Source organism: Ruegeria sp. CDSA077 (assembly GCF_059612265.1).
Window position 1 is genome coordinate 73316 of record NZ_JBXWQG010000013.1, and the last position, 21927, is coordinate 95242.

Here is a 21927-nt window from a genome sequence, read left to right on the forward strand (position 1 = left end):
TACAGAAGCTTTCCGAACACTTCAATTTATGCGCCGCTGCGGTCCCGATAAAGTGCACAGGCGTGTTCCGGGTGCAATGAGTTAGAATCGGATGTTTTCATCCGCTACAAAACTGAATATGACGGGCTGGGCATACACTTTCGGGCAAGCAGCTAAGGTCTTTGCGCAAAAACGAAAAGGCACCTTGCGGCTTACCAGAGGAATGGCTGACGTTTTACGCAGTCCCTTCCAGTCGGCGGGTCACAAGGCCCTTTGGCAAGACGGGTGAAAGACGATAGGCTAACAGGTGCCGATGCGCGGACCGACACCAAGACACTTAAGACAGGCGAAGGCATGAGCCTAGGAAGACAAAACGATACTACTGGCCGCGCGCCACGGATCCTGTTCTACAGCCATGACACGTTCGGGCTGGGCCATCTGCGCAGGTCTCGTGCACTGGCCGCCGCAATTACGCAGGCGGATCCAACGGCATCATCCCTGATCCTGACCGGATCGCCCGTCGCTGGCCGGTTCACATTTCCGCGCAGGGTCGACCACGTGCGTCTGCCTGGCGTGACCAAACGGGCGGACGGGTCATACGCGTCTCAGACAATCGGGATGGGGATCGACGAGGTGACCGAGTTGCGATCGGGGTTGATTCAGACCGCCGTTCAGCAGTTCGACCCGGACATTCTGATCGTAGACAAAGAACCCACCGGGTTCCGCGGCGAGCTATTGCCAACACTCGAAAACCTGTTGCTCTCGCAGCGCACCAAACTAGTGCTGGGTTTGCGTGATGTTCTGGATGAACCCGAAGTTCTGGCCGCAGAGTGGGAACGGAAAGAGGCAACTGCAGCGACCGAAAGATTCTATCATGAAATCTGGGTTTACGGGCTGCGTTCGATCTATGATCCGACCAAGGGGCTGCCTCTGAATCACGCGGCCCAGTCGCGCATTCACTGGACTGGCTATTTGCGTCGTGATCTGGGGCCAATCGGTACCCCACCGGAGCAGCCCTATATCCTGATTACCCCAGGTGGTGGTGGGGACGGCAAGGCGATGGTGAACCTGGTTCTTTCGGCTTACGAAAAGGACCCCGACCTGTCACCACGCGCGGTATTGGTCTATGGCCCGTTCCTGTCTGGTGATCTGCGGGACGAATTCGAAACACGTGTGGCTGCCTTGAACGGGCGTGTGACCGCCGTCGGCTTTGAATCCCAGATCGAAACGCTGTTCCATGGCGCGGCTGGCGTTGTCTGTATGGGCGGGTATAATACGTTCTGCGAGGTCCTGTCCTTTGACAAACGCGCCGTCATTGTTCCACGGACCAGCCCACGTATGGAACAGTGGATACGTGCCTCACGCGCCGAGGATCTGGGACTGATCCGGATGTTGGACGAGTTCCGTGACGGGCTAACAACCGATTCCATGGTCCGTGCCATTCGCGACCTACCACATCAGCCATTGCCGTCTCAGGCCATTGAACAGGGCCTGCTGGACGGGTTGGACTATGTCACCGGGCGCATTGAGGTATTGCTGAATCAGGAACAGGAACGGGCAACCGGATGACCGCAGGCGCGCCCAATCTGGCGGTGCTGGTCAAAGGATGGCCGCGCCTGTCCGAAACGTTCATCGCGCAGGAACTTGTTGCTCTGCAAGAGGCCGGCCATCAGTTCGACATCTGGTCCCTGCGTCATCCAACCGATGTGAAACGGCATCCGCTGCACGACAGGTTTCGTGGCCAGGTTCGATATCTGCCGGAATATCTGTATCAAGAACCTCAGCGCATATGGGCTGCCCGCGAACAAGCGCAGCGTCTGCCGGGATACGGCGCGGCCTATAAGATCTGGCGCGCTGATTTGCGCCGCGATCCCACGCATAACCGCATCCGTCGGTTCGGCCAGGCCTGTGTTCTGGCTGCGGAATTGCCCGCCAGCACACAGGTTCTCTATGCGCATTTCATGCATACGCCCTCGTCGGTCGCGCGCTATGCCGCGATCATGCGCGGCCTTCCGTGGAGCTTTTCAGCCCATGCAAAAGATATCTGGACGTCACCGGATTGGGAAAAATCGGAAAAGTTGCACTCCGACACTTACGGAGCAGCTTTTGGTGCAACCTGCACCGCGATCGGCGCCCAGCATCTGCGCAGCCTCGCCGACGATCCGGCACGGGTTGAACTGATCTATCACGGGCTGGACCTGGGCCGCTTTCCCGCCCCGCCGGAACGCGGCTTACGCCCCGCTGACAGCCCTTTTCATATGCTGTCCGTTGGGCGGTTGGTCGAAAAGAAAGGCTTCGATCGCCTGATTGATGCATTCGCCATGCTGCCGGATGATCTTGACTGGCACTGGACGCATATCGGCGGAGGAAGCCTGAGCGATACCTTGCAGAACCGGGCCGCATCGGCCGGGTTGTCCGGGCGCATCACCTGGAAAGGGGCCTGTGACCAACCCGAGGTCATCGCCGCGATGCGCACAGCAGACCTGTTTGTTCTGCCCAGCCGGATCGCCGCAGATGGGGACCGGGATGGCCTGCCCAATGTGTTGATGGAAGCCGCCTCGCAATATCTGCCAATCCTGTCGACCCCTGTTTCTGCGATTCCTGAGTTTATCGAGACAGGCACGCATGGCGTCCTGACGGACGACGATCCGGTCGCGCTGGCAAATGCGATCTCAAAGCTGGCGGCCAACCCCGCACAAGCTGCTGGTATGGCGGGCGCTGCCTATGATCGCCTGATCGCCGAATTCCGCATGGACCCGGGCATAGCGCTTTTGTCTGCCAGGTTAAGCGCGCTGGGCGCGCATAAGAGCTGATGCCGCGCATCGCCTTCTATGCCCCGATGAAATCCCCCAACAGCCCGGTGCCGTCGGGGGACCGGGAAATGGCACGAAATCTTCTTCTTGCAATCCAAGCCCGAGGGGATGCGGTGGATCTGGCCTCGGACCTGCGCGTATTCGACAAGCACGGCGACAAAGAGGTCCAGGCCAAGCTGCGCCATGAGGCTGATGCCGAGGTGCTGCGCCTGACCTGCGACCTGCCTGCTGACACTGCACTATGGGTGACCTATCACAATTATTACAAGGCCCCTGATCTGATTGGACCCCGTGTAAGTACGGCGCGAAACATACCCTATGTTCAGCTTGAAAGCACCCGTGCCTACAGCCGCCTTCAGGGGCCATGGTCAGGGTTTGCCCAAGCGGCCCATCAGGCCTGCGACGCGGCCCGGGTGATCTTTTATCACACCGCCAATGACCTCATCACGCTGGAACGCGAGCAGTTCGGAAATCAGGCGCTTGTCGAGCTTCCGCCGTTTCTTCCCGCCTCCTCGCTGCCGCAGGCCTCTAGCTGCGATGGCCCGATGCTGGCCGTGGGCATGATGCGACACGGCGACAAGCTGGCCTCTTACCGGGTGCTTGAACAGGCACTGCGCCACCTGCAGGGCGATTGGTCCCTGTCTATTGCGGGCGATGGTCCCGCCCGCGCCGAAATCGAAGCGCTGATGGCCAAGTTTGGCACGAAAGTCCGGTTTCTGGGGCAGCTTGATCGCGACGCGCTGCGCAAGGCTTATGCTACCGCATCCCTGATGGTCTGGCCCGGCGTGAATGAGGCCTATGGCATGATCTATCTAGAGGCTCAGGCACATGGTATCCCCGTTGTCGCGCAAGACAGGCCGGGCGTCCGGGATGTGCTTATGCCGTCCGACTATCCTTCGGTTGCTGAAGGGGCCAAGGGGCTGGCTGCAAGGCTGCGCACTCTTCTGGACAATCCGGCACTGCGGTCTTCTCAAGGCAGCCAATCGGCCGCATATATAGCCGCGCGCCACCTGATGCCAGATGCAACTGATCGGTTCTGGACGGCTGTTGATCCTTTGCTGGAGGCATCCACATGAGCAAGCTCGCCCTATTGCGCCACGGGCATACGGCGTGGAACCGCGCCGGGCGCATTCAGGGGCGCAGCGATATTCCATTAGATGAACAGGCACAGACAGAACTGGCATGCTATTCCCTGCCCTCCCCTTGGGATCAGGCTGCGGTCTGGTCCAGTCCCTTGGCGCGTGCGGCCCAGACGGCACAACTGGTTTCAGGGCGCGAACCGTTGAAGTCCGAGGCCCTCACGGAAATGAACTGGGGCGCTTGGGAGGGGCAGCACGGCACCGATCTCATTGCCGATCCCGCAAGCAGTTATCGCCATATCGAGGATTGGGGTTGGGATTTCCTACCCCCCGGAGGTGAAAGCCCCGCCGAAATCTGGCAGCGGCTGGAACCTTGGCTTGCCAGTCTTGGCGAAAATACCGTAGCCGTTTGCCATATCGGTATCATGCGGGTCATTCTGGCCCGCGCCTGGGGATGGGATTTTGACGGCCCTGCCCCCTTTAAGATCAAGCGCAACCGCCTCTATATCGTGGACATGGAGTCCATGCGCCCCGAAACTGACCCTATCCGTTTGATCCGGCAGGAGACCCGCATATGAGGGTGATGATTGTTGTGACCCATCTGCTGGGCACCGGACATCTGAGCCGCGCACTTACATTGGGCCGGGCCTTTGCCGCTGAGGGTCACAAGGTCTTGCTGGTCTCGGGCGGAATGCCCGCGCCGCAGCTGGACCATACCGGGATCGACTTGCTAGGGCTGCCGCCATTGCGCTCAGACGGCACCAATTTCACGCGATTGCTGACGCAAACGGATGAGGTCGCAGATGCTGCCTATTTCGACGCTCGCAAGGTTGCCCTGACAGAGGCGCTGCGGAGCTTTGCCCCGGATGCGCTGATCACCGAGCTGTACCCCTTTGGCCGCAGATCTCTGGCGGATGAGTTCGACGCCCTGTTGGAGGCGGCCCACGCACAGGGTCCCCGTCCGGTTATTTTGGGATCAGTCAGGGATATACTGGCGCCCCCGTCCAAACCTGCCAAAGCCCAGCGCACCGAGGAAATCATTCTTGACCTCTTTGACGGTGTCCTTGTCCATTCAGACCAGAACATGATCCCGCTGGATGTAAGCTGGCCGGTCTCGGAACCTCTGGCGCAGCGTCTGTTCTATACAGGGTTCGTGGCGCCCGCTGCGCCGATCCCGCATCCGGACGGGGTTGGTGAGGGCGAGATTCTGGTAAGCGCTGGCGGTGGATCGGTGGGCGAGCCGATCTTTCGGGCGGTCATCGAGGCCGCACGAAAGATGCCCAACAGGCGCTGGCGCCTGTTGGTGGGCGGGCAGGACTCCGCTGTGCGCATAGAACGCCTGACAGCAGGTGTTGGCGACGCCCCTGTCACGCTGGAACCGGTGCGCCCGGACTTTCGCCAAATGCTGCCCTTGGCCGCCGCATCGGTCAGCATGTGCGGCTACAACACGGCGTTGGACATTCTGCAGTCTGGCGTACCCTCGGTTTTCATCCCCTTCGACGACGGAAGCGAAGTCGAACAGACCTTGCGCGGCCAAAGCCTGTCGAAGCTAAGCGCAATAGACGTATTGCCAAGCGACAAGTTGACCGGAGATACCCTGGCGCAGGCTGTCGAGGCCGTTCTGGCCGCCCCCGCGCGGCCAAGTGCCGGTCAGGGTTTTGACGGGGCTGCAAAATCTGTCGAGATTGTAAGATCACTGTTGGATCACGCTCATGACCGCTGACTGGCAACCCCTGATGACCGAGCTTGATCTGTGGCAACAGGAAGGGCTGACTCTGCCGCTGTGGTGGAGGGATGATGACGCGGTCTGTGTCACGCCACAGTTGGAACGTCTAGAGGCGCTGTCCGCATCGCTGGGACTGCCGGTTCATCTGGCGATTATTCCGCGTGATGTGGACGACGACCTGGTTACCCATGTCGAAGGCTCGTCCGCATTGATACCGGTTGTCCATGGCTGGGCCCATCAAAACCACGCTCCGACAAACGAGAAGAAATCAGAGTTTCGACTGCATCGCCCCTTTCAAGACATACGCAACGATGCACGGGCCGGGCTGACCCGGCTACAGACCCTGTTTCCCGACAAGCTGTGCCCAATGTTCGTGCCGCCGTGGAACCGTATCGCCTCAAAAATGGTGCAGGAACTGCCGGGCCTGGGATATCAAATCCTGTCCACTGCGACGCCCCGAAAGGCAAAGATGGCGGCACCTGGCCTTACGCAGGTCAACACGCATCTGGACCCGATCGACTGGCGCGGGTCACGGGGGTTGGCCCCTCGGGACAAGCTGATCGCTCAGGCCACAGATCTGCTGCGGGACAGGCGCGAAGGGCCTGCGGACAATACCGAGCCGTTTGGGATCCTGACGCATCACCTGGTGCATGACGAGGAAATCTGGTCCTTTACGCAGGACCTTCTGACGCGGTTTCTGGATGGTCCGGCGACCGTCTGGACCGCCCCAAAAAACGATAAATCACGGAGACCCGAATGAGCCGATTGGATTCAATGCTGCGCCGCCTGACGGCCCAACGCGACGGGCTGAACTGGGCGGTCGATCAGATTACAGATACGAGCGGCGATATACTGGACATGGGTTTGGGGAATGGCCGCACCTACGATCACCTGCGTGAAATTCTACCAGACCGGCGCATCTGGGTCATGGACAGGGTTTTACAGTGCCACCCGTCCAGCACCCCTCCGGCAGAGGATTTTCTGCAGGGCGAAGCGGGTCCTATGTTAAAGAAATTAGCAGCCGGTGGCCCAAAAATAGCATTGGCACATTACGATTTCGGGCGCGGTATCAAGCAGGATGATGTGGCTGAGGCGGCGATGCTCAGCCCGCTGATCGCTCAGGTCATGCTGCCCGGTGGGCTGCTGATATCCGGCCAACCACTGGTTGGGTTTGAACAGATCACCGGACCGGAGACCATCGCACCCGACCGATACCTTTTCTACAGGGCCTGATCAGGCCACACGTCGCCCTCGCGACCACACTCCGTTCAGGGCAGGCGCCCCTTCGCGCATCCGGAACCGTATGATATCGGCGCGCGCGCCTGCGCACAGCTCGCCTCGGTCATCCAGCCCGACCACCTGCGCCGGGGACATCGTGACAGTGCGCAGACCACGGGCCATGTTGCCCCAAATCTCACCCAGCCGTGCCGCCGACAGCAACAACGCGGCGGGGACATAGTCCGAGGACAGAATGTCCAGGTGACCCAGATCGGCCAGCTCTTTTGCAGCGACATTTCCGGAATGTGACCCGCCCCGGATTACGTTTGGAGCGCCCATCATCACCTTGATCCCGTGATCATGGCAGGCCCGCGCCGCCTCGACCGTGGTGGGGAACTCGGCCAGCCGGATACCGTGGCCCGCTGACACATGTACCTGTTCCCGGGTGGTGTCGTCATGGCTGGCCAGCATGGCCCCAAAACGTTTGGCCGCTTTTACGGTTTCCACCTCGTGCTTTTCGCCGTTCCTGTCCCTCATCGCCTTGAGGTCCGTGACATGCTGCTGGAATTCCTTGCCCTCCAACCCCAGCTTTCCTTTCAGATAGCTTTCGAGCTTTGAGATATCACGGAATTGACGCTGACCGGGCGTGTGGTCCATCAGTGACACCAGCCCAACACGGTCCTCGAGGCCGAATTCATCCAGTTCTTCGACCAGCGTTTCTGAACACAACTCGGCCCGCAAATGCAGGAAATGGCTGATTTTTAAGGCGTCTTGCTCTCGTAACTGCCACAGCTCGCGGGACAGGCCACGTGCGTATTTGTTGTAGCGCGGACCAGTCGGGATCGATCCGACGCGCATCGCATCGAACACGGTTGTGATGCCCGTGCTGGCCAGTTCGGCGTCATGGGCAAGAATTGCCGCCGCATGGGGCCAGTCGACCTTGGGGCGGGGCTGGATATGACGTTCCAGATTGTCTGTGTGTAGCTCGACCAGACCGGGGCTGACATAGTCACCCTCACAATCGATTGCACCGCTTGGAACCGCCGCGCCTGTATCGATCTCGGTGATGCTGTCGCCCTGAACCCGGACGCTGCCGGTAATGGTTTCGTCGGGCAGGATCAGCGTGGCATTGGCAAGGATCAATTCTTCTGTCATCTGAACTTCACACAGTTTGAGGTATTGGAAGGCCACGTAATAGGAGGCCAATGTGACATTCACGCGATACGCGATCTATTTTGCGCCACCCGCCACGGCGGAGTGGACGCAATTCGCAACCCGTTGGCTGGGCTGGGACATGGAGGCTGGCACCGAGGTCGCCCATCCTGGGCTGGATGGCGTGGATGTTGCAGCGGTTACGGAGGTACCGCGAAAATACGGGCTGCACGCGACCATGAAACCCCCGTTCCGCCTGCGCGAGGGGCAATCCGTCACAGCGTTGCAAGAGGCCTGCGCCACTCTTGCTGCCAGCCAATGCGCAATCATGATGGAGGGTCTTGAGATTGCCCGCCTTGGCCGGTTTCTGGCCCTGCGACCACTGGGCGACACATCCGCGCTGAACGCGTTGGCCGCCGCCTGTGTTCAAGAGCTTGATATGTTCCGGTCCCCACCGTCGGCGGCTGAACTTGACCATCGCCGCGCCTCCAGACTGACACCGGATCAGGACGCCAACCTGGTCATATGGGGTTACCCTTATGTGCTGAACGCGTTTCGGTTTCACATCACCTTGAGCGGTAGGTTGGACAAGCCCGTGCTGGATTCGGTCCAGCGCACCCTGGAAAACCATCTGGGGCCGCTTTTGCCGAAGCCCTTTCGAATTGCGGATCTGGCCCTGATGGGCGAGGCCGAGGATCGACGGTTTCACCTGATCCATCGCTATGCGCTTTCCAACTGAAGGCGGGACAAAATTATGGCCACCGTATCCTGCAGAGCACGAGAATTGTCGACCTCGATCACCCGGACCAGCCCCTTAGGCAAAGGGGTCTTGGCCTGGCCCAACCGACGCGCCTGTTCGCTGTCACTTTCGCGCCCGCGCAATGACAAGCGTTGCTCCAGAACGCTCGCGTCTGCGGTCAACGAGATAACAATCAGATCGCCAAAGATCTCTTGCGCCTGCAACAACACAGCGCGCGACAGGTTGACCAGAACCGCATCTGCCACCTGACGTTGCTGCGCAATCTCTTTCGGCACCCCATAGAGCAACCCATGTGCATGCCAGCTGAGCGCGAATGCGCCCTCACCTTCCATCTGTCGAAACGCGTCATCTGTGACCCGTTTGAAATCTTCCCCCGCTTCGCCTTCGGGGCGGGTGACGACACGGCGCAGCCGCTGGATACCTTTTGCGCGGGCTTCCAACGCCTCAATCACACTGTCTTTGCCGACACCTGACGGACCGACAACCGCTATGACCGGGGCAAGCGTCATGCCGCAATTCCCGGCGTGAATTGCGAAACGTTGATCTCGCGATCGCAAACCTGCTTCCGTCCGTCAACATCATGGAAGATGCCGATAATCGCCACTCCGCGCTCTTTCGCCTCAAGGATCAGGGACAGGACGGTTTCGCGATTCTGCGCATCCAGACTGGCCGTGGGTTCATCCAGCAGCATGGCCGGGTACTCATGGGCAAATCCGCGTGCGATGTTCACGCGCTGCTGTTCGCCGCCCGAAAAGGTCGTCGGACTAAGGGACCAGAGCCGTTCAGGAATATTCAGACGCTCGAGCAGACCCGCGGCCTTGTCCAGTGCCTTCTGTTTATCGCAACCAACGGCAAGAAGCGGCTCGGCCACGACCTCAAGCGTTGGCACTCTGGGCACAACACGCAGGAACTGGCTGACATAGCCCAGCGTTTCGCGCCGCAGGGTCAAGATCTCGCGCGGTTCAGCCTTGGCGACGTCTAAACCACCGACCAGAACCTGGCCCGAGGCAGCCAGATAGTTGCCATAGATCACCCGCATCAAGGTGGATTTCCCTGCGCCCGACGCGCCGGTCAGCGCCACACATTCACCCGGTTCAACCCTGAGCGTAGCGCCCTGCATGACCGGGATCACCGCGCTGCCCTGATTGTGCAGGGTAAAGCTTTTGCTGACATTGTTCAGTTCAATCATGGTCCCGGCCCTCATACCTGCAACACGCTGGACACCAGCAGTTGCGTATAGGCATGCTGCGGATCGTCCAGAACTTGATCAGTCAATCCGGCCTCGACCACATGACCGCTTTTCATCACCATCAGCCGATCCGCCAGCAGACGGACAACAGCAAGATCATGGGTGACAATGATGGCGCTCAGCCCCATTTCCCGAACCAACCCGCGCAACAGGTCCAACAGGCGAGCCTGTACTGAGACGTCCAGACCACCAGTCGGTTCATCCATGAAGACCAGCCTGGGGCCGGTCACCAGATTCCGCGCGATCTGCAGGCGCTGCTGCATGCCACCGGAAAACGCGGTCGGACGATCATCAACCCGCGCCGCTTCGATCTCAACCCGACCCAGCCAGTCGATCGCCTTGTCGCGGATATCGCCATAGTGGCGGTCACCTACGGCCATCAGTCGTTCGCCTATATTTCCGCCCGCACTGACAGACATACGCAAGCCATCGCGCGCATGTTGGTGCACGAATGCCCAATCGGTGCGGCTCAGCATCCGGCGTTCAGGTTCCGACATGGTCACGGTATCCACCGGACCGTCTGCACGAGTGTCAAAGATCACCTGCCCCGCATCCGGCTCCAGATGACCCGCCAGACAGTTCAGCAGGGTTGACTTGCCCGAACCACTCTCACCTACGATCCCCATCACCTCGCCGGGATAGAGGTCAAAACTCACATCGGTACAGCCGATACGGACCCCGTAGGATTTTCTGATATCCTGTACACTCAGCAGCGGTGTCATTTCATTCACCTTGGGTCATATGAAAACTCGATCCGATTGCCGCCCGGCTCTCGGATCATGAAATGGAGTTTCGGACCTAAACCCGAGGGTTCAGGTGCAAACTCGACAGCGACGGCAGGCCAGTCTTTGACCGCATCGAAAACTGCAGTCAGCGCTTCTTCATCGGGAACTTTCAAGGCAACATGATGCAACCCCACGTTCTTGTGCCGGTCAAACCCCTGTAGCCCCTTGCCTTTTTGCTGCCAAAGCGTCAGCTTCGCCGCGCCATTGGTTACATAAACCGCCGGATAATCCGGATTGCTGCCGAAGACCTCCCAACCCAGCGCATCGACAAAGAACGTCCGCGTGGCGTCGAGGTCCGAAACCGTAAGGCCAAGGTGGTCAATTCCAAGCACATCTTCTCGTTTCATGCGGCATCCTCTCTGGCCAAACGGCCCACATGGCCCGCCTCGCGGCGCGACCGGCAATAATCAGTGTCCGAACAAACAAACATGCGGGTACCTGCATCATCCATGATGACCTCATCCAGATAGCTGTCCTCGGCCCCGCACAGATCACAGGGATGGTCGGCCTTGGTGGCCTCGAACGGGTAATCCTGGAAATCGAGGCTGACGACCTTGGTATGCGGTGGCACCGCGTAGATGCGTTGCTCGCGGCCCGCGCCAAACAGCTGGATCGCGTCCATCTCAAGCTTTGGGTTGTCGAATTTCGGGATGGGGGACGGGTCCATCACATAACGGTCCGAGACCATCACAGGATAAGCATAAGCGGTTGAGATCGCACCATGCTGGCTGATGTCTTCGTACAGTTTCACGTGCATCAACCCGTATTCTTCGAGGCTGTGCATCTTGCGTGTCTCGGTCTCGCGCGGTTCCAGAAACCGCAGCGGTTCCGGGATCGGCACTTGATAGACAAGAATCTGATCCGCGCGCAGCTTCGCCTCGGGGATGCGGTGGCGGGTCTGGATGACCGTCGCCTTCTCGGTTTCCTCGGTGGTGGCGACGCCCGCCGTATTCTCGAAAAACTTACGGATAGACACAGCATTAGTCGTATCATCCGCACCCTGATCAATCACCTTGAACGTATCGTCCGGGGTCAAAGTTGCGGCAGATACCTGCACGCCCCCGGTACCCCAGCCATAAGGCATCGGCATCTCTCGGCTGGCAAATGGCACCTGATATCCGGGAATAGCCAACCCCTTGAGGATCGCCCGACGGATCATCCGCTTGGTTTGTTCGTCCAGATATGCGAAGTTATATTCAGTCATTTGATGTAACTATTTTGTTTCTGGTGTTTTTATGAACGTATTTGGTATTTGTTCGCTCTTTTTGGCGATTATGCTCTATTTTATCTGGCGCAATTTTCGCGCAAAGTGGCGCCTCGGGGCTATGGCCCGCGACCTTTCGTGCGAATGGGAATCGCTTGAAATCGTGAATTCGCGCGAAGCATTCGGCAGGAAATCGCCCAATCAGGGCAGCGACTGGGTTTTGAACCGTAGGACGAGCCTGTAGGGCAAAGCGTACAGAGCTCATTCCGCAGCCTCCCTCGATGCAGCCCGTTCCTCGGCCTCGCGGCGCAGCTTGCGCACCAATTCCAGTTCGGATTGAAAATCCACGTAATGCGGCAGCTTGATATGTTCGAGGAAACCCGTTGCCTGAATATTGTCTGAGTGGCTCAGGACAAATTCCTCGTCCTGTGCAGGTGCGCCCAGATTGTCCTCGCCCAGCTCCTCCCACCGCAGCGCCCGGTCGACCAGAGCCATGGCGATGGATTTGCGTTCAGACTGGCCAAAGACGAGCCCATAGCCGCGTGTAAACTGTGGCGGCTCAGTCTTTGAGCCTTGGAACTGGTTCACCGTCTCACATTCGGTCAACTCGACTTCGCCGATCTCGATGGCAAAGCCCAGTTCGGGAATGTCCATTTCGACCGCGACCTTGCCGATCCGCAGCTCGCCAACAAAGGCGTGGTTGCGGGCATAGCCGCGCTGAGTCGAATAGGCCATGCCCAGCACAAACCCCTCATCCCCGCGCGCCAGCGATTGCAACCGCAGCGGACGGTCCGCCGGAAACTCCAGCGGTTCGCGGGTCAGGTCGCCAGGCGTAGCATCGCTGACCGGCTCGTCCTGAATAATATCCTCACCCTTGAGGAATTCGGTGATATGCGGGGTCGGCTCGTGTCGCGCCGTACCTTCGGGCGCGGGTAGAGTTTCGCCATCCGCAGCCAGTTTGAAATCTAGCAGGCGGTGGGTGTAGTCGAATGTCGGGCCCAGCACCTGCCCGCCCGGCGCATCCTTGAACGTCGCCGATATCCGACGGTCACAGGCCATATTGCCAGTTTCAACCGGTTCGGAATAACCAAAACGCGGCAATGTCGTGCGATAGGCGCGGATCAGAAAGATCGCTTCGATCAGATCGCCCCGCGCCTGTTTGATCGCCAGTGCGGCAAGGTCCGGATCATAAAGCGACCCTTCGGCCATCACCCGATTCACCGCCAGGCTCAGCTGTTCTCTGATCTGGGCCAGGCTCAGTTCGGTCACATCCGTGTCGCCACGGCGCTCTTCGGCCAGCCACGCATGGGCGTTCTCAATCGCCTTTTCGCCCCCTTTGACGGCAACATACATCGCTTAGCCCTCCGCGCTGATCTGGGTGCTGCGCGGCAGGGCCGCGAGTTTGTCACCGCAGGTAAAGAAGAAGTCACATCCCAAAGTGAACAGAGCCGCATTGCGCTGCAACGCCGGGATATCGGGCAGGTTCATGCGGGCGCTCTGCTTGATACCGGGACCGTGCAAAATGGCACCGGACTGATCCAGGCTGTCACGCTCAACAATCAGAGTGGTTGACCGATCCGGATACTCGGCAGTTCCGATGCGATAGCGATCCAGCCCACCAATTCCGCCCCAAGTGCCGACGGCGAAATCCGCCTCGGCAGCAGGAACCAGCGGCGCGCCGGTGTGGAAGGTCAGCCATTCGCACAGAGCGTCGGTGTCGAGCTCACCCGCCAGATGTACCTTGGTTTCCGGGTCGCATAAAGTCAGCAACAAGGTGCCCGCTGCTACCGACAAGGGCGCAGGGGGCACGGCCCCTGACAGGCTGCGGATTTCGCCAGGGCGTGCCATCACCGTCATCGCCGCGCGAAAAGCATGCGCGGAATCAACCGGTATGTTCTGGAACCCGCCCGAGAATTGAGTTTGCGCAGTCATCAATCTTCTCCCCGAACCAGCGTGAAGAATTCTACTTTGGTTGCCGCCGCCTTTGCTGCCCGCGCGATTTTGACCGCCTGCATTTTCTGTTCCAGCGGACCGAGCAGGTTTTCCCGCACATGGTCTGCTGCCGCAGTCTGCATCATCGCATCAATCACAGCTGCAGCTTCGGCCTTGGGCTTTGACCGGCCCTGAACATAGCCATGTCCGACCGTGCCATCCTGCAAGACCACCGAGCAGCGCGTGACCGTCATTTCACCCAGGTTGAAGGGCGCCCCGATGGCGCCGGTACGTCCGCGCACCATCACGCCGCCCACTTCGGGGCTGCGCAGCCATTCAAAGCCGGGACGGTCCGTGAGGCCCTCCCACAGCGCCAACGTGGCGTCATCTGGCGCGCGGGCCAGCAGGCCCATCCAGGTCTTACGCGCCTCGGTCGCGGAATCTGTCTGTTGTGTCATCAAAGCCTCTTGGCGGGGTTGTCTACTTATCCTATACAACTATACAAATCATAGACCGCCGCCCGGCGACTCGCAATCGCAACTGTGTGAATTTTTGGTGACATGAACAAAACGCCGATCTGGAAAAGCATCGCCCTAAGCCTGACGTCGGACATTGCCGAAGGGCGGTATCAAACCGGTGACCGGCTGCCGACCGAAGCGCAACTGGCCGCAACGCATGGCGTTAACCGCCACACGGTTCGTCGGGCGCTGTCAGATATGGCCGACCAGGGGCTGGTCCATTCTAGGCGCGGGGCCGGTGTATTCGTCGCCACCCGACCAACCGAGTATCCGATTGGTAAGCGGGTGCGATACCACAAGAGCATCTCGGCCAGCGGCAAGATGCCCGGCAAGAAGATCCTCGCCCTGACCACACGGGCTGCGGATGAAGCCGAAGCCGATGCATTGGGGCTTGAAACCGGCGACACGGTGCATGTCTATGACGGTCTGTCTCTGGCCGACGGGCAACCCATCGGCCTGTTTCAAAGCGTTTTTCCGGCCAAGCGATTTCCTGACATTCTGCAGGTCCTGACAGAAACCCAATCTGTCACCAAGGCCCTGCAAAGATGCGATGTGCCGGATTACACACGCATCTCAACCCGCCTGACCGCGCGCGCGGCCACGGCAACTCAAGCTCTGCACCTGCACCTGCCCGAGGGCGCACCAGTCTTGTTTTCGATCGGCATCAATGCAGACCCCGATGGCAATCCTGTCGAGTACGGAAGAACAACCTTTGCCGGAGAGCGAGTCACGCTGACCCTGAACGAGGATTGATCCCGTAGGTCTCCCGCCCGTCTTCAACCTCCTATCGGAGGTCTCATCCCGTTGGTCGTAGCGCCGCGCAAAGCGCGGCGCCCGGCCCAAGGCCGCAAAGGGGGATCGGCGAAACCGATGCTTCTGCGGGCGCGGAGCACTCAGGGTCACAGGGCCAGCTATTCGTATTTCTCCAAAAACGCCTCAGCCTCTAGTTTGCGAAAATCCGGCAATGCGTCACGCAAGCGGCTGTTGTCCCAGTCCCACCAGGCCAACTGCTCTATCCGATCCGCAACCGCTTGTGGGAACCTGGGGCGGAGTGGTTGGGCCGCCACCCCAGCAACGATCATGTAGGGCGGTACGTCTTTGGTCACCAGCGCCCCGGATGCGATGACCGCACCATTACCGATTGTCACCTCGGGCTTGATGATCGCTCCGTGACCGATCCATGTGTCATGCCCGATATATGCGATCCGGCTTGCGCGATGGGCAAACCACTCCGCATCATCCACGGCATCGTCCCAATAGTCAGCCGACCGATAGCTAAAATGATGCAGCGAGGCCTTTTGCAACGGGTGATCCGTGGCGCCGATCCGGGTAAAGCTGGCAATGTTCGAAAACTTGCCGATCTGGGCGTTGGCGATGTCGCAGGTCCGGTCGCAATAGGAATAGTCGCCCCAGACCGCGTTGGCGATCCGACTGCCGGTGCCAATCTCGACAAATGCACCAAAGCTGCTGTTGGTAATCTGGCAATCGGGATGGATGAACGGTTCATCCGTGCGCAATCGTGCCATAGTCCTGACCTTTCAAGCTGCGCTCACGGCAGAATAAAATCTTTGGTTTTCGCGTTGCTCGGCTTGCTCTTCTTGCCGCTGTCGCCCTGGATCAGACGACGCCGTAACCAGCCCGAGAACCAATCCATCAACATCACCATGAGAATGATCAGAACGATGTAATAGGCGACCTCTTCCCAATCTTTCTGAGTGATGATCGCCTGCGTCAGCAACAGACCAATGCCGCCGCCAGTAATCGCTCCAATTATGGTCGCGCTGCGGGTGTTGGATTCGAGAAAGTACAAAAGCTGGCTCAACAGCACGGGAGTGATCTGTGGGATCACGCCAAAGCGATAGCGCTGCGGCGCATTCGCACCGGTCGACTGCACGCCCTCGATCTGCTTCTCATCCACATTCTCCAGCGCTTCTGAGAAGATCTTTCCGAATGTCCCGGTATCGGTCACCAGAATTGCCAGTGCTCCTGTCAGCGGCCCCGGTCCGAAGGCCCGTGCCAGAACAACGGTCCAGATCAAGGCGTCAACACCGCGTACAAAGTCGAACACCCGCCGTGTGGCAAAGCGCACCGACCGCAAGGGGTTAAAGTTCCGCGTCGCCAGGAACGCCAGTGGCAAGGCGATAATCCCTGCCCCCATTGTGCCCAGAAACGCCATCAGGATCGTCTCAAAGATGGCCCAGGCCACATCCTGATGCCGCCAGATCTTGTTGGTCCAGAAATCGTTGAAAATGGCACCGGCCTCACCGGCGGTGGCGCGGCTGACCAACTCGGGGAAGGATTTGCCATAATACGGGCTGTCGAGGGTGAACCAAAACAGCTCCCACCCTGGGAAATAGCGAAACACTTCGGACCGGTTGCGGGTCACGGTCAGACGCCCGGCATCGGTGGTGATCGCCAGCCGATTTTTCGAGACATTGATCCAGTCTGGAACATCGCCCGCCGGTAACTCTGCTTGCACACCAGAGGCCCGGCTGGGCGAAGCGCGCACGACGCCATAGCCAGGGATATCGTATTCGATTGTCTCGGGGCCGAAACGCACCACGTGACCATCTTCCAGGTCAATGATCGTGGTTTCGCCCAACGCCACCCAGTCGGGTGCGGTCCCGTCAGGATAGGTGCCTTTGCGGTCCCCTTCGACCGCAACGGACACATCACCATTGCGGTTATCCCGCGTGACATGGGTTTTGTAGCTGTAGCTGTCGGCAACAAGCGTCTTGCCGTTTTCCCAATTTGCACGCCCGGCAATACCGGGCACGTCAAAGGCAAAGAACACATAGATCAGGTAAACAACGACAAGGCCGGGCAACCCGAAATTCACGATCCGTTTGCGGTTGAACAAACGACCGGCCTCGGCCTTGAGGTCATCTGTCGACAGATCAGTGGCAAAGGTCGTCATGCCGAAGCTCCTTTTTCCGACCCGTGGGTCAGGCGATCCCGCAGATAGCCGGACAGCTGATCCACGACCATGATTGTGACAAAAAGCAGAAGGAAGATGGCCGCGGCCTCGTCGTAGCGCCCCTGCCCCCATGACATCGCGTTGCGCAGCTCATATCCCAGACCGCCAGCACCGACGAAACCGAGGATGGCCGAGGCACGGATGTTGATCTCGAACCGCAGCAAGGCATAGCTGACATAGTTCGGTCCGACCTGTGGGATCACGCCCAAATACATCCGTTGCGACCAGTTCGCGCCCACCGAATGCAGCCCCTCAATCGGCTTCAGCGAAGCGTTCTCGTTCACTTCCGAGAACAGCTTGCCCAATGCACCGGCGGTATGGATGGCAATCGCAATCATTGCCGGAACCGGACCGCCGCCGAGAATAAAGATCAAAACCAGCGCGATAACGATTTCAGGGATGGCCCTGCAGATATCGGAAATCCGACGAAACAATGGGATCAGAGATGGCCACTGCGCCATGCCCCGTGTCGACATCAGGGCAAGAAATGTCCCCACAATTGTACCGATCAGGGTTGATGCTGCCGCGATATTGATCGTCTCGATCAAGGCCGGAAAGAACCGGATCAGATTCTCCGGCATCGCGCCGATCTTTTCCCACGCTTCCGAGAGAACCTCGGCCGGATAGTCGAAAACCCTGCGCCAACCGTCAACGAAACTGCCTGCGTTTCGATCATCCGCAGTGCGGAACCCTGCAGCCATCAAAGCCACAAACAGGATCAGGAGAATGCCACCATAAGCCCGTTTTCGCCGGGTCATTTCTGAGTATTCGTCGCGGATCTGATCGACACTGTGGGACCCTGCGGTCAGGTCTGTCATAGAATGCTCCTGAGAAAACGGGGTCCGGTATAACACCGGACCCCGATCATGTGAGTTGCAGGCTTAGTTGGACTTCAGCTTGCGGGCTTCAATGATGACCTCGTAGGCCTCATGCGTGATGGGATCAAAGCTCTTGGCTTCGCCTGCTGCCACGCCGTAGAAACATTCGCGGTCTTTTTCGTCCAGCGTGTTCCACAGCTCAGTGACCTGAACTTTGACATCTTCGGGCAAGGCCTTGCGCAGAACGACCGGGCCTTCCGGGATCGGCGCCGATTTCCAGATCTCGACCAGATCGTTCATGTCGACCAGACCGGCATCAACAGCGCGGCGCAGCGCGCCCGACTGATAGCCATCTTCCCAATCACCCAGGCCGTCGGCCCAGGTCACGCCGCCGTCAACGTCACCGTTGTTTACAGCAACGATAGTCTGTTCGTGACCGCCGGTGAACTTGACCTCACCGAAGTAATCGCCCGAGTCCATGGTGGCACCGGTGGCCTGTGGAATTTCGATCGAAGGGATCAGGTAGCCTGAGGTCGAGTTCGGATCACCAAAACCAAAGGCCTTACCCTTCATGTCGTCCAGCGAGGCGATGCCGCTGTCTTTGCGCGCAAAGCCTACCGAGTAGTAGCCATAGCCGCCATCACTGTTGACCTTGACCAGAACCGGCTCAACCGCTTCGGGATCGCTCAGATAGGTTTTGGCATAGCCCGACGCGCCCAGCCAGGCGACGTCAATCGTGCCGCCCAGCAGGCCCTGGATCACACCGTTATAGTCGGCGGGTGCAAACAGCTTGGTCGGAACGCCCAGCAGCTCTTCGGTGTATTCGCGCAGGCATTCGTTTTTGCTCATCCGGTCTTGGGCGTTTTCGCCGCCCAGAATACCAATGCGGAATTCGCTGATTTCCTGCGCCATAGCGGGCGCGGCCATGGCAGTGGTCGCAACAAGGGCAGCAATTAGGTTTTTCATCTGTCTCTCTCCAGGTTGATGTCCCCGACCTCTCATCGGGTCGGGCGATGAAAGGTGGTTGGGGTGGCTCAGATGGTGGCTTCGGCTTCCATTAGGGCCTTCTGGGTGGCGTCGAGCGTTTCGATCTCGGTCGAGGTCGCCTCTTCCGAGAAACTCGCATCGGCCCCATAGATCTCGCGAGCGACGCCGGTGGTCAGTTGTTCGGGCAACCCGTCAAAGACGATGCGGCCGTCGCGCATGCCGACAACGCGGTCGCAATAGCGGCGCGCGGTGTCCAGCGTGTGCAGGTTGGCGATGACCGTGCGGCCGTCCTCTTCGTGGATACGGCGCAGGGCCTGCATCACCACCTGGGCATTCATCGGGTCCAGCGAGGCAATCGGTTCGTCCGCCAGAATGATCTTGGGGTCCTGCATCAGCGCCCGCGCAATGGCGACACGCTGTTGTTGTCCGCCCGACAGGGCCTCGGCGCGTTTCGGCGCATGTTCCGCGATGCCCAGACGATCCAGAATGTCGATCGCGCGGTGGATGTTCTCCATCGGGAACAGGTTGAACATGGTGGCCAGCGTTGATTGGCGGTTCAGCGTGCCATGCAGCACGTTCGACACCACATCCATGCGCGGCACCAGATTGAACTGCTGAAAGATCATGGCGCATTCGGCCTGCCACGCCCGCTTGCCTCGCCCCTTCAACTGGGTGACATCGCGGCCTTCGAACAGGATCTTGCCTTCGCTGGAATCGGTCAGGCGATTGACCATCCGCAAAAGGGTGGATTTCCCGGCGCCGGATCGCCCGATGATGCCGATCATGCACGGTTTGTCCACATCCAAGGTCGCCGCATCCACGGCTAGATTATCGCCGAAGCGTTTGGTCAGTTTGTCGATACGCAGCACAGGCCACCCCCAATTCGTCTTGGCGGTCAGCTACAGCCACTGTTCAACGGCTGTGTGTCAGTAAGGTGAAAGTTTTGTTACGGCGCGATTGTCGCGGGGGCTATCCATCATCTGACCTCAACGCTATACGCATCCTCAACTGTTCAGATGACACGAGGCCACCATGAGCTTTGACCGCACTATCAAGATCGCCCCGTCGATCCTGTCCGCCGATTTCGCCAATTTCGGTGCCGAGATTCAGGCCATCGAGGCGCAGGGCGCCGACTGGGTGCATATCGACGTGATGGATGGCCATTTTGTTCCCAACCTGACCTTTGGTCCGCCCGCCGTCAAAGCCTTCCGCCCGCATGTCAAAACGGTGATGGACGTGCATCTGATGATCGCGCCGGTCGATCCCTATATTCAGGCCTATGCCGATGCCGGGGCCGATGTGCTGACCGCCCATATCGAGGCAGGACCGCATTCGCACCGCACCCTGCAGGCCATCCGCGCCGCAGGGATGAAGGCCGGTATCGCGCTGAACCCGGGCACCCCGGCCGAAGCGGTGGAGCACCTGTTGGATCTGACCGATCTCATCTGCATTATGACCGTAAACCCCGGCTTTGGTGGTCAGAAGTTCATCGACATGACCAGAAAAATCCGCCGCCTGCGCCAGATGATCGGCGACCGCCCGGTGCACATCGAAATCGACGGTGGTGTAGACCCCAAAACTGCCCCGCTGGTTGCGGAAGCAGGAGCCGATGTTCTGGTCGCCGGATCGGCGGTTTTCAAGGGCGGGTCGGTGGACAAACCTGAAATTTACGGCAAGAACATCAAGGCTGTTAGGGCTGCTGCTCAACTGGCAGCGGATTGATCCTTCGCAACTCCGAGCAGGCTGATCACGAGTGGTCACACTCAAATTGTCGACCCTTACCAAACTGGCGCAGGTAAGGACCACTCCTCTTGTTGTCGCATTTCTGGATCTCACGCCTTTTGGTGGCCACAGAAGGGTTCCGGGGGAAATTCCAGCTAACCTCTTGATTTCAAGCCAACCAATATACGATGGTTCACCTCAAATAGGCTTTGCCTGGCATTTTCTTGCGTGCCAATGCCGCAGGTGACCAAACAATGGTGGAGAGTTGGTGAATGGAAACTGCCGACAAGTTGTTGGACATTGTCCAAAAAATTGTTGTGATAACAGCCGCGTTGGTCGCTGGTTGGTATGTTCTTGTTCGACAGGATCATTCTTCCCACGCGACCTTGACCGTTACCTCGAAAATTCACGATGACTGTACGCTTGCCGCCAGAATCCAGGTGAAAAACCCAAAAGGAATAGTTATTGAGCCCGTCAGTTTTTCCATTCAGGCATACAAGCTCGACTACCGGGAAATTGTCGATGCGCCGGACAATCAGCTCCGAATATCTGAGCAAGTAATGACTGTGGAAAACGCGGCAAAAATTGGTGAGACCTTTGCCCGAGTTCTGTCACTCAAGCTGCCTGAAGGCATAACCAGCGAAAACGCGATTATGCTGCGAGGACAAATGACACTTGAGGACAGCACCATCTACAACGAAGAAACGATAGTTGAGGTTCCGCAATGCGATTTCTGATTTTGATTTGGATCGGAACTGGTGTCCTGTCTGGTTGCGCCGCCAGAGTTGGCCCCCAGTGCGAAGGGCTATCCAGACAAGCAGGGTACGACCTTCCGGTTACAGTGAACGAACTGCAAAAGATTCGTTTGCGTGGCTTCTCAGAATGCGCTGATTACATTGAGGAAAACGCACTGATCAGAACATAGCATCAAAAAGGGCGCCGGATGGGCGCCCTTTCCATTTGATCATTCGCTTGCGCGAATTACTCGACGATTTTCGACACAACGCC

General features: G+C 58.9%; 25 protein-coding genes. 11 read left to right on the plus strand and 14 right to left on the minus strand.

The features are described 5' to 3' along the window. The first annotated feature begins 333 nt into the window (after window positions 1–333). From AC2FLE_RS18425 to AC2FLE_RS18455, 7 genes are read left to right on the plus strand one after another with little or no spacing between them, the layout of a single operon-like run. Window positions 334–1548, plus strand: coding sequence for a glycosyltransferase family protein (locus tag AC2FLE_RS18425; RefSeq protein ID WP_185956733.1), 1215 nt, complete (start codon window positions 334–336; stop codon window positions 1546–1548). Further along, entirely contained in the window at window positions 1545–2792 is a 1248-nt protein-coding gene (locus tag AC2FLE_RS18430; protein ID WP_496698829.1) for a glycosyltransferase, read from the plus strand. Before AC2FLE_RS18425 ends, AC2FLE_RS18430 begins: the two co-directional genes overlap by 4 nt. Further along, complete coding sequence (locus tag AC2FLE_RS18435) at window positions 2792–3868, plus strand: glycosyltransferase family 4 protein (RefSeq protein ID WP_271951533.1); 1077 nt, start codon at window positions 2792–2794, stop codon at window positions 3866–3868. Before AC2FLE_RS18430 ends, AC2FLE_RS18435 begins: the two co-directional genes overlap by 1 nt. Continuing rightward, window positions 3865–4449: a histidine phosphatase family protein gene (locus tag AC2FLE_RS18440; protein ID WP_496698831.1), complete on the plus strand. Its 585-nt coding sequence runs from the start codon at window positions 3865–3867 to the stop codon at window positions 4447–4449. Before AC2FLE_RS18435 ends, AC2FLE_RS18440 begins: the two co-directional genes overlap by 4 nt. After that, window positions 4446–5594: a glycosyltransferase family protein gene (locus tag AC2FLE_RS18445; RefSeq protein WP_496698833.1), complete on the plus strand. Its 1149-nt coding sequence runs from the start codon at window positions 4446–4448 to the stop codon at window positions 5592–5594. Before AC2FLE_RS18440 ends, AC2FLE_RS18445 begins: the two co-directional genes overlap by 4 nt. Then, window positions 5584–6357 carry a polysaccharide deacetylase family protein gene (locus AC2FLE_RS18450; protein WP_496698835.1) on the plus strand — a complete coding sequence of 258 codons (774 nt, stop codon included), beginning with the start codon at window positions 5584–5586 and terminating at the stop codon, window positions 6355–6357. The genes AC2FLE_RS18445 and AC2FLE_RS18450 overlap by 11 nt, the downstream gene beginning before the upstream one ends. Continuing rightward, a complete protein-coding gene (locus AC2FLE_RS18455; RefSeq protein WP_496698837.1) occupies window positions 6354–6830 on the plus strand; it encodes a class I SAM-dependent methyltransferase in 477 nt (158 codons plus the stop codon). Before AC2FLE_RS18450 ends, AC2FLE_RS18455 begins: the two co-directional genes overlap by 4 nt. Here the strand turns inward: AC2FLE_RS18455 and AC2FLE_RS18460 are convergent, their stop codons facing one another. Beyond that, window positions 6831–7970 carry an alpha-D-ribose 1-methylphosphonate 5-triphosphate diphosphatase gene (locus tag AC2FLE_RS18460; RefSeq protein ID WP_282022255.1) on the minus strand — a complete coding sequence of 380 codons (1140 nt, stop codon included), beginning with the start codon at window positions 7968–7970 and terminating at the stop codon, window positions 6831–6833. 52 nt (window positions 7971–8022) lie between these two features. Between AC2FLE_RS18460 and AC2FLE_RS18465 the strand changes: the two genes are divergently transcribed. Beyond that, the gene (locus tag AC2FLE_RS18465; protein WP_496698839.1) at window positions 8023–8706 is read left to right on the plus strand and encodes a DUF1045 domain-containing protein; all 684 of its coding nucleotides are present in this window, start codon (window positions 8023–8025) and stop codon (window positions 8704–8706) included. On the opposite strand, the gene AC2FLE_RS18470 is transcribed toward AC2FLE_RS18465, so the two are convergent. The 8 genes from AC2FLE_RS18470 to phnG form a co-directional block, all read right to left on the minus strand. Further along, the gene (locus tag AC2FLE_RS18470) at window positions 8688–9236 is read right to left on the minus strand and encodes a ribose 1,5-bisphosphate phosphokinase PhnN (RefSeq protein WP_496698841.1); all 549 of its coding nucleotides are present in this window, start codon (window positions 9234–9236) and stop codon (window positions 8688–8690) included. The genes AC2FLE_RS18465 and AC2FLE_RS18470 overlap by 19 nt on opposite strands. Beyond that, the gene (phnL, locus tag AC2FLE_RS18475; RefSeq protein WP_496698843.1) at window positions 9233–9916 is read right to left on the minus strand and encodes a phosphonate C-P lyase system protein PhnL; all 684 of its coding nucleotides are present in this window, start codon (window positions 9914–9916) and stop codon (window positions 9233–9235) included. The genes AC2FLE_RS18470 and phnL overlap by 4 nt, the downstream gene beginning before the upstream one ends. An 11-nt stretch (window positions 9917–9927) precedes the next feature. Continuing rightward, window positions 9928–10698 (minus strand): phosphonate C-P lyase system protein PhnK, encoded by a 771-nt coding sequence (gene phnK / locus AC2FLE_RS18480; protein ID WP_496698845.1) that lies wholly within the window; start codon window positions 10696–10698, stop codon window positions 9928–9930. Window positions 10699–10703: 5 nt separating this feature from the next. After that, window positions 10704–11108 (minus strand): VOC family protein, encoded by a 405-nt coding sequence (locus tag AC2FLE_RS18485; protein ID WP_496698847.1) that lies wholly within the window; start codon window positions 11106–11108, stop codon window positions 10704–10706. Then, a complete protein-coding gene (locus tag AC2FLE_RS18490; RefSeq protein ID WP_142639343.1) occupies window positions 11105–11965 on the minus strand; it encodes an alpha-D-ribose 1-methylphosphonate 5-phosphate C-P-lyase PhnJ in 861 nt (286 codons plus the stop codon). Before AC2FLE_RS18490 ends, AC2FLE_RS18485 begins: the two co-directional genes overlap by 4 nt. Before the next feature lie 261 nt (window positions 11966–12226). Further along, window positions 12227–13318, minus strand: coding sequence for a carbon-phosphorus lyase complex subunit (locus AC2FLE_RS18495; protein ID WP_496698849.1), 1092 nt, complete (start codon window positions 13316–13318; stop codon window positions 12227–12229). 3 nt (window positions 13319–13321) lie between these two features. Beyond that, a complete protein-coding gene (gene phnH, locus AC2FLE_RS18500) occupies window positions 13322–13897 on the minus strand; it encodes a phosphonate C-P lyase system protein PhnH (RefSeq protein ID WP_496698851.1) in 576 nt (191 codons plus the stop codon). Further along, window positions 13897–14355, minus strand: a complete 459-nt coding sequence (gene phnG / locus AC2FLE_RS18505; protein WP_496698852.1) for a phosphonate C-P lyase system protein PhnG — start codon at window positions 14353–14355, stop codon at window positions 13897–13899. Before phnG ends, phnH begins: the two co-directional genes overlap by 1 nt. A 102-nt stretch (window positions 14356–14457) precedes the next feature. Between phnG and phnF the strand changes: the two genes are divergently transcribed. Next, window positions 14458–15168, plus strand: a complete 711-nt coding sequence (gene phnF, locus AC2FLE_RS18510) for a phosphonate metabolism transcriptional regulator PhnF (protein WP_496698854.1) — start codon at window positions 14458–14460, stop codon at window positions 15166–15168. A 158-nt stretch (window positions 15169–15326) separates the two neighbouring features. On the opposite strand, the gene AC2FLE_RS18515 is transcribed toward phnF, so the two are convergent. The 5 genes from AC2FLE_RS18515 to phnC form a co-directional block, all read right to left on the minus strand. Next, complete coding sequence (locus AC2FLE_RS18515; RefSeq protein WP_496698856.1) at window positions 15327–15941, minus strand: LbetaH domain-containing protein; 615 nt, start codon at window positions 15939–15941, stop codon at window positions 15327–15329. A 23-nt stretch (window positions 15942–15964) separates the two neighbouring features. Continuing rightward, window positions 15965–17332 (minus strand): phosphonate ABC transporter, permease protein PhnE, encoded by a 1368-nt coding sequence (phnE, locus tag AC2FLE_RS18520; protein ID WP_496698858.1) that lies wholly within the window; start codon window positions 17330–17332, stop codon window positions 15965–15967. After that, complete coding sequence (gene phnE, locus AC2FLE_RS18525) at window positions 17329–18210, minus strand: phosphonate ABC transporter, permease protein PhnE (RefSeq protein ID WP_496698859.1); 882 nt, start codon at window positions 18208–18210, stop codon at window positions 17329–17331. Before phnE (AC2FLE_RS18525) ends, phnE (AC2FLE_RS18520) begins: the two co-directional genes overlap by 4 nt. 63 nt (window positions 18211–18273) lie before the next feature. Then, window positions 18274–19176 carry a phosphonate ABC transporter substrate-binding protein gene (gene phnD / locus AC2FLE_RS18530; RefSeq protein WP_496692907.1) on the minus strand — a complete coding sequence of 301 codons (903 nt, stop codon included), beginning with the start codon at window positions 19174–19176 and terminating at the stop codon, window positions 18274–18276. A 68-nt stretch (window positions 19177–19244) separates the two neighbouring features. Further along, window positions 19245–20066: a phosphonate ABC transporter ATP-binding protein gene (gene phnC, locus AC2FLE_RS18535; protein WP_496698861.1), complete on the minus strand. Its 822-nt coding sequence runs from the start codon at window positions 20064–20066 to the stop codon at window positions 19245–19247. A 163-nt stretch (window positions 20067–20229) separates the two neighbouring features. Between phnC and rpe the strand changes: the two genes are divergently transcribed. Next, window positions 20230–20919, plus strand: coding sequence for a ribulose-phosphate 3-epimerase (gene rpe, locus AC2FLE_RS18540; RefSeq protein ID WP_496698863.1), 690 nt, complete (start codon window positions 20230–20232; stop codon window positions 20917–20919). Between the two features lie 272 nt (window positions 20920–21191). Next, entirely contained in the window at window positions 21192–21656 is a 465-nt protein-coding gene (locus AC2FLE_RS18545; protein ID WP_496698865.1) for a hypothetical protein, read from the plus strand. Window positions 21657–21927: the final 271 nt, after the last annotated feature.

What these genes read in the sequence shown, in the direction of transcription:
- AC2FLE_RS18425 (WP_185956733.1), top strand. Translation starts at nt 334, where the DNA reads ATGAGCCTAGGAAGACAAAACGATACTACTGGCCGCGCGCCACGGATC.
- AC2FLE_RS18430 (WP_496698829.1), top strand. Translation starts at nt 1,545, where the DNA reads ATGACCGCAGGCGCGCCCAATCTGGCGGTGCTGGTCAAAGGATGGCCG.
- AC2FLE_RS18435 (WP_271951533.1), top strand. Translation starts at nt 2,792, where the DNA reads ATGCCGCGCATCGCCTTCTATGCCCCGATGAAATCCCCCAACAGCCCG.
- AC2FLE_RS18440 (WP_496698831.1), top strand. Translation starts at nt 3,865, where the DNA reads ATGAGCAAGCTCGCCCTATTGCGCCACGGGCATACGGCGTGGAACCGC.
- AC2FLE_RS18445 (WP_496698833.1), top strand. Translation starts at nt 4,446, where the DNA reads ATGAGGGTGATGATTGTTGTGACCCATCTGCTGGGCACCGGACATCTG.
- AC2FLE_RS18450 (WP_496698835.1), top strand. Translation starts at nt 5,584, where the DNA reads ATGACCGCTGACTGGCAACCCCTGATGACCGAGCTTGATCTGTGGCAA.
- AC2FLE_RS18455 (WP_496698837.1), top strand. Translation starts at nt 6,354, where the DNA reads ATGAGCCGATTGGATTCAATGCTGCGCCGCCTGACGGCCCAACGCGAC.
- AC2FLE_RS18460 (WP_282022255.1), bottom strand. Translation starts at nt 7,970, where the DNA reads ATGACAGAAGAATTGATCCTTGCCAATGCCACGCTGATCCTGCCCGAC.
- AC2FLE_RS18470 (WP_496698841.1), bottom strand. Translation starts at nt 9,236, where the DNA reads ATGACGCTTGCCCCGGTCATAGCGGTTGTCGGTCCGTCAGGTGTCGGC.
- phnL (WP_496698843.1), bottom strand. Translation starts at nt 9,916, where the DNA reads ATGATTGAACTGAACAATGTCAGCAAAAGCTTTACCCTGCACAATCAG.
- phnK (WP_496698845.1), bottom strand. Translation starts at nt 10,698, where the DNA reads ATGACACCGCTGCTGAGTGTACAGGATATCAGAAAATCCTACGGGGTC.
- AC2FLE_RS18485 (WP_496698847.1), bottom strand. Translation starts at nt 11,108, where the DNA reads ATGAAACGAGAAGATGTGCTTGGAATTGACCACCTTGGCCTTACGGTT.
- AC2FLE_RS18490 (WP_142639343.1), bottom strand. Translation starts at nt 11,965, where the DNA reads ATGACTGAATATAACTTCGCATATCTGGACGAACAAACCAAGCGGATG.
- AC2FLE_RS18495 (WP_496698849.1), bottom strand. Translation starts at nt 13,318, where the DNA reads ATGTATGTTGCCGTCAAAGGGGGCGAAAAGGCGATTGAGAACGCCCAT.
- phnH (WP_496698851.1), bottom strand. Translation starts at nt 13,897, where the DNA reads ATGACTGCGCAAACTCAATTCTCGGGCGGGTTCCAGAACATACCGGTT.
- phnG (WP_496698852.1), bottom strand. Translation starts at nt 14,355, where the DNA reads ATGACACAACAGACAGATTCCGCGACCGAGGCGCGTAAGACCTGGATG.
- phnF (WP_496698854.1), top strand. Translation starts at nt 14,458, where the DNA reads ATGAACAAAACGCCGATCTGGAAAAGCATCGCCCTAAGCCTGACGTCG.
- AC2FLE_RS18515 (WP_496698856.1), bottom strand. Translation starts at nt 15,941, where the DNA reads ATGGCACGATTGCGCACGGATGAACCGTTCATCCATCCCGATTGCCAG.
- phnE (WP_496698858.1), bottom strand. Translation starts at nt 17,332, where the DNA reads ATGACGACCTTTGCCACTGATCTGTCGACAGATGACCTCAAGGCCGAG.
- phnE (WP_496698859.1), bottom strand. Translation starts at nt 18,210, where the DNA reads ATGACAGACCTGACCGCAGGGTCCCACAGTGTCGATCAGATCCGCGAC.
- phnD (WP_496692907.1), bottom strand. Translation starts at nt 19,176, where the DNA reads ATGAAAAACCTAATTGCTGCCCTTGTTGCGACCACTGCCATGGCCGCG.
- rpe (WP_496698863.1), top strand. Translation starts at nt 20,230, where the DNA reads ATGAGCTTTGACCGCACTATCAAGATCGCCCCGTCGATCCTGTCCGCC.
- AC2FLE_RS18545 (WP_496698865.1), top strand. Translation starts at nt 21,192, where the DNA reads ATGGAAACTGCCGACAAGTTGTTGGACATTGTCCAAAAAATTGTTGTG.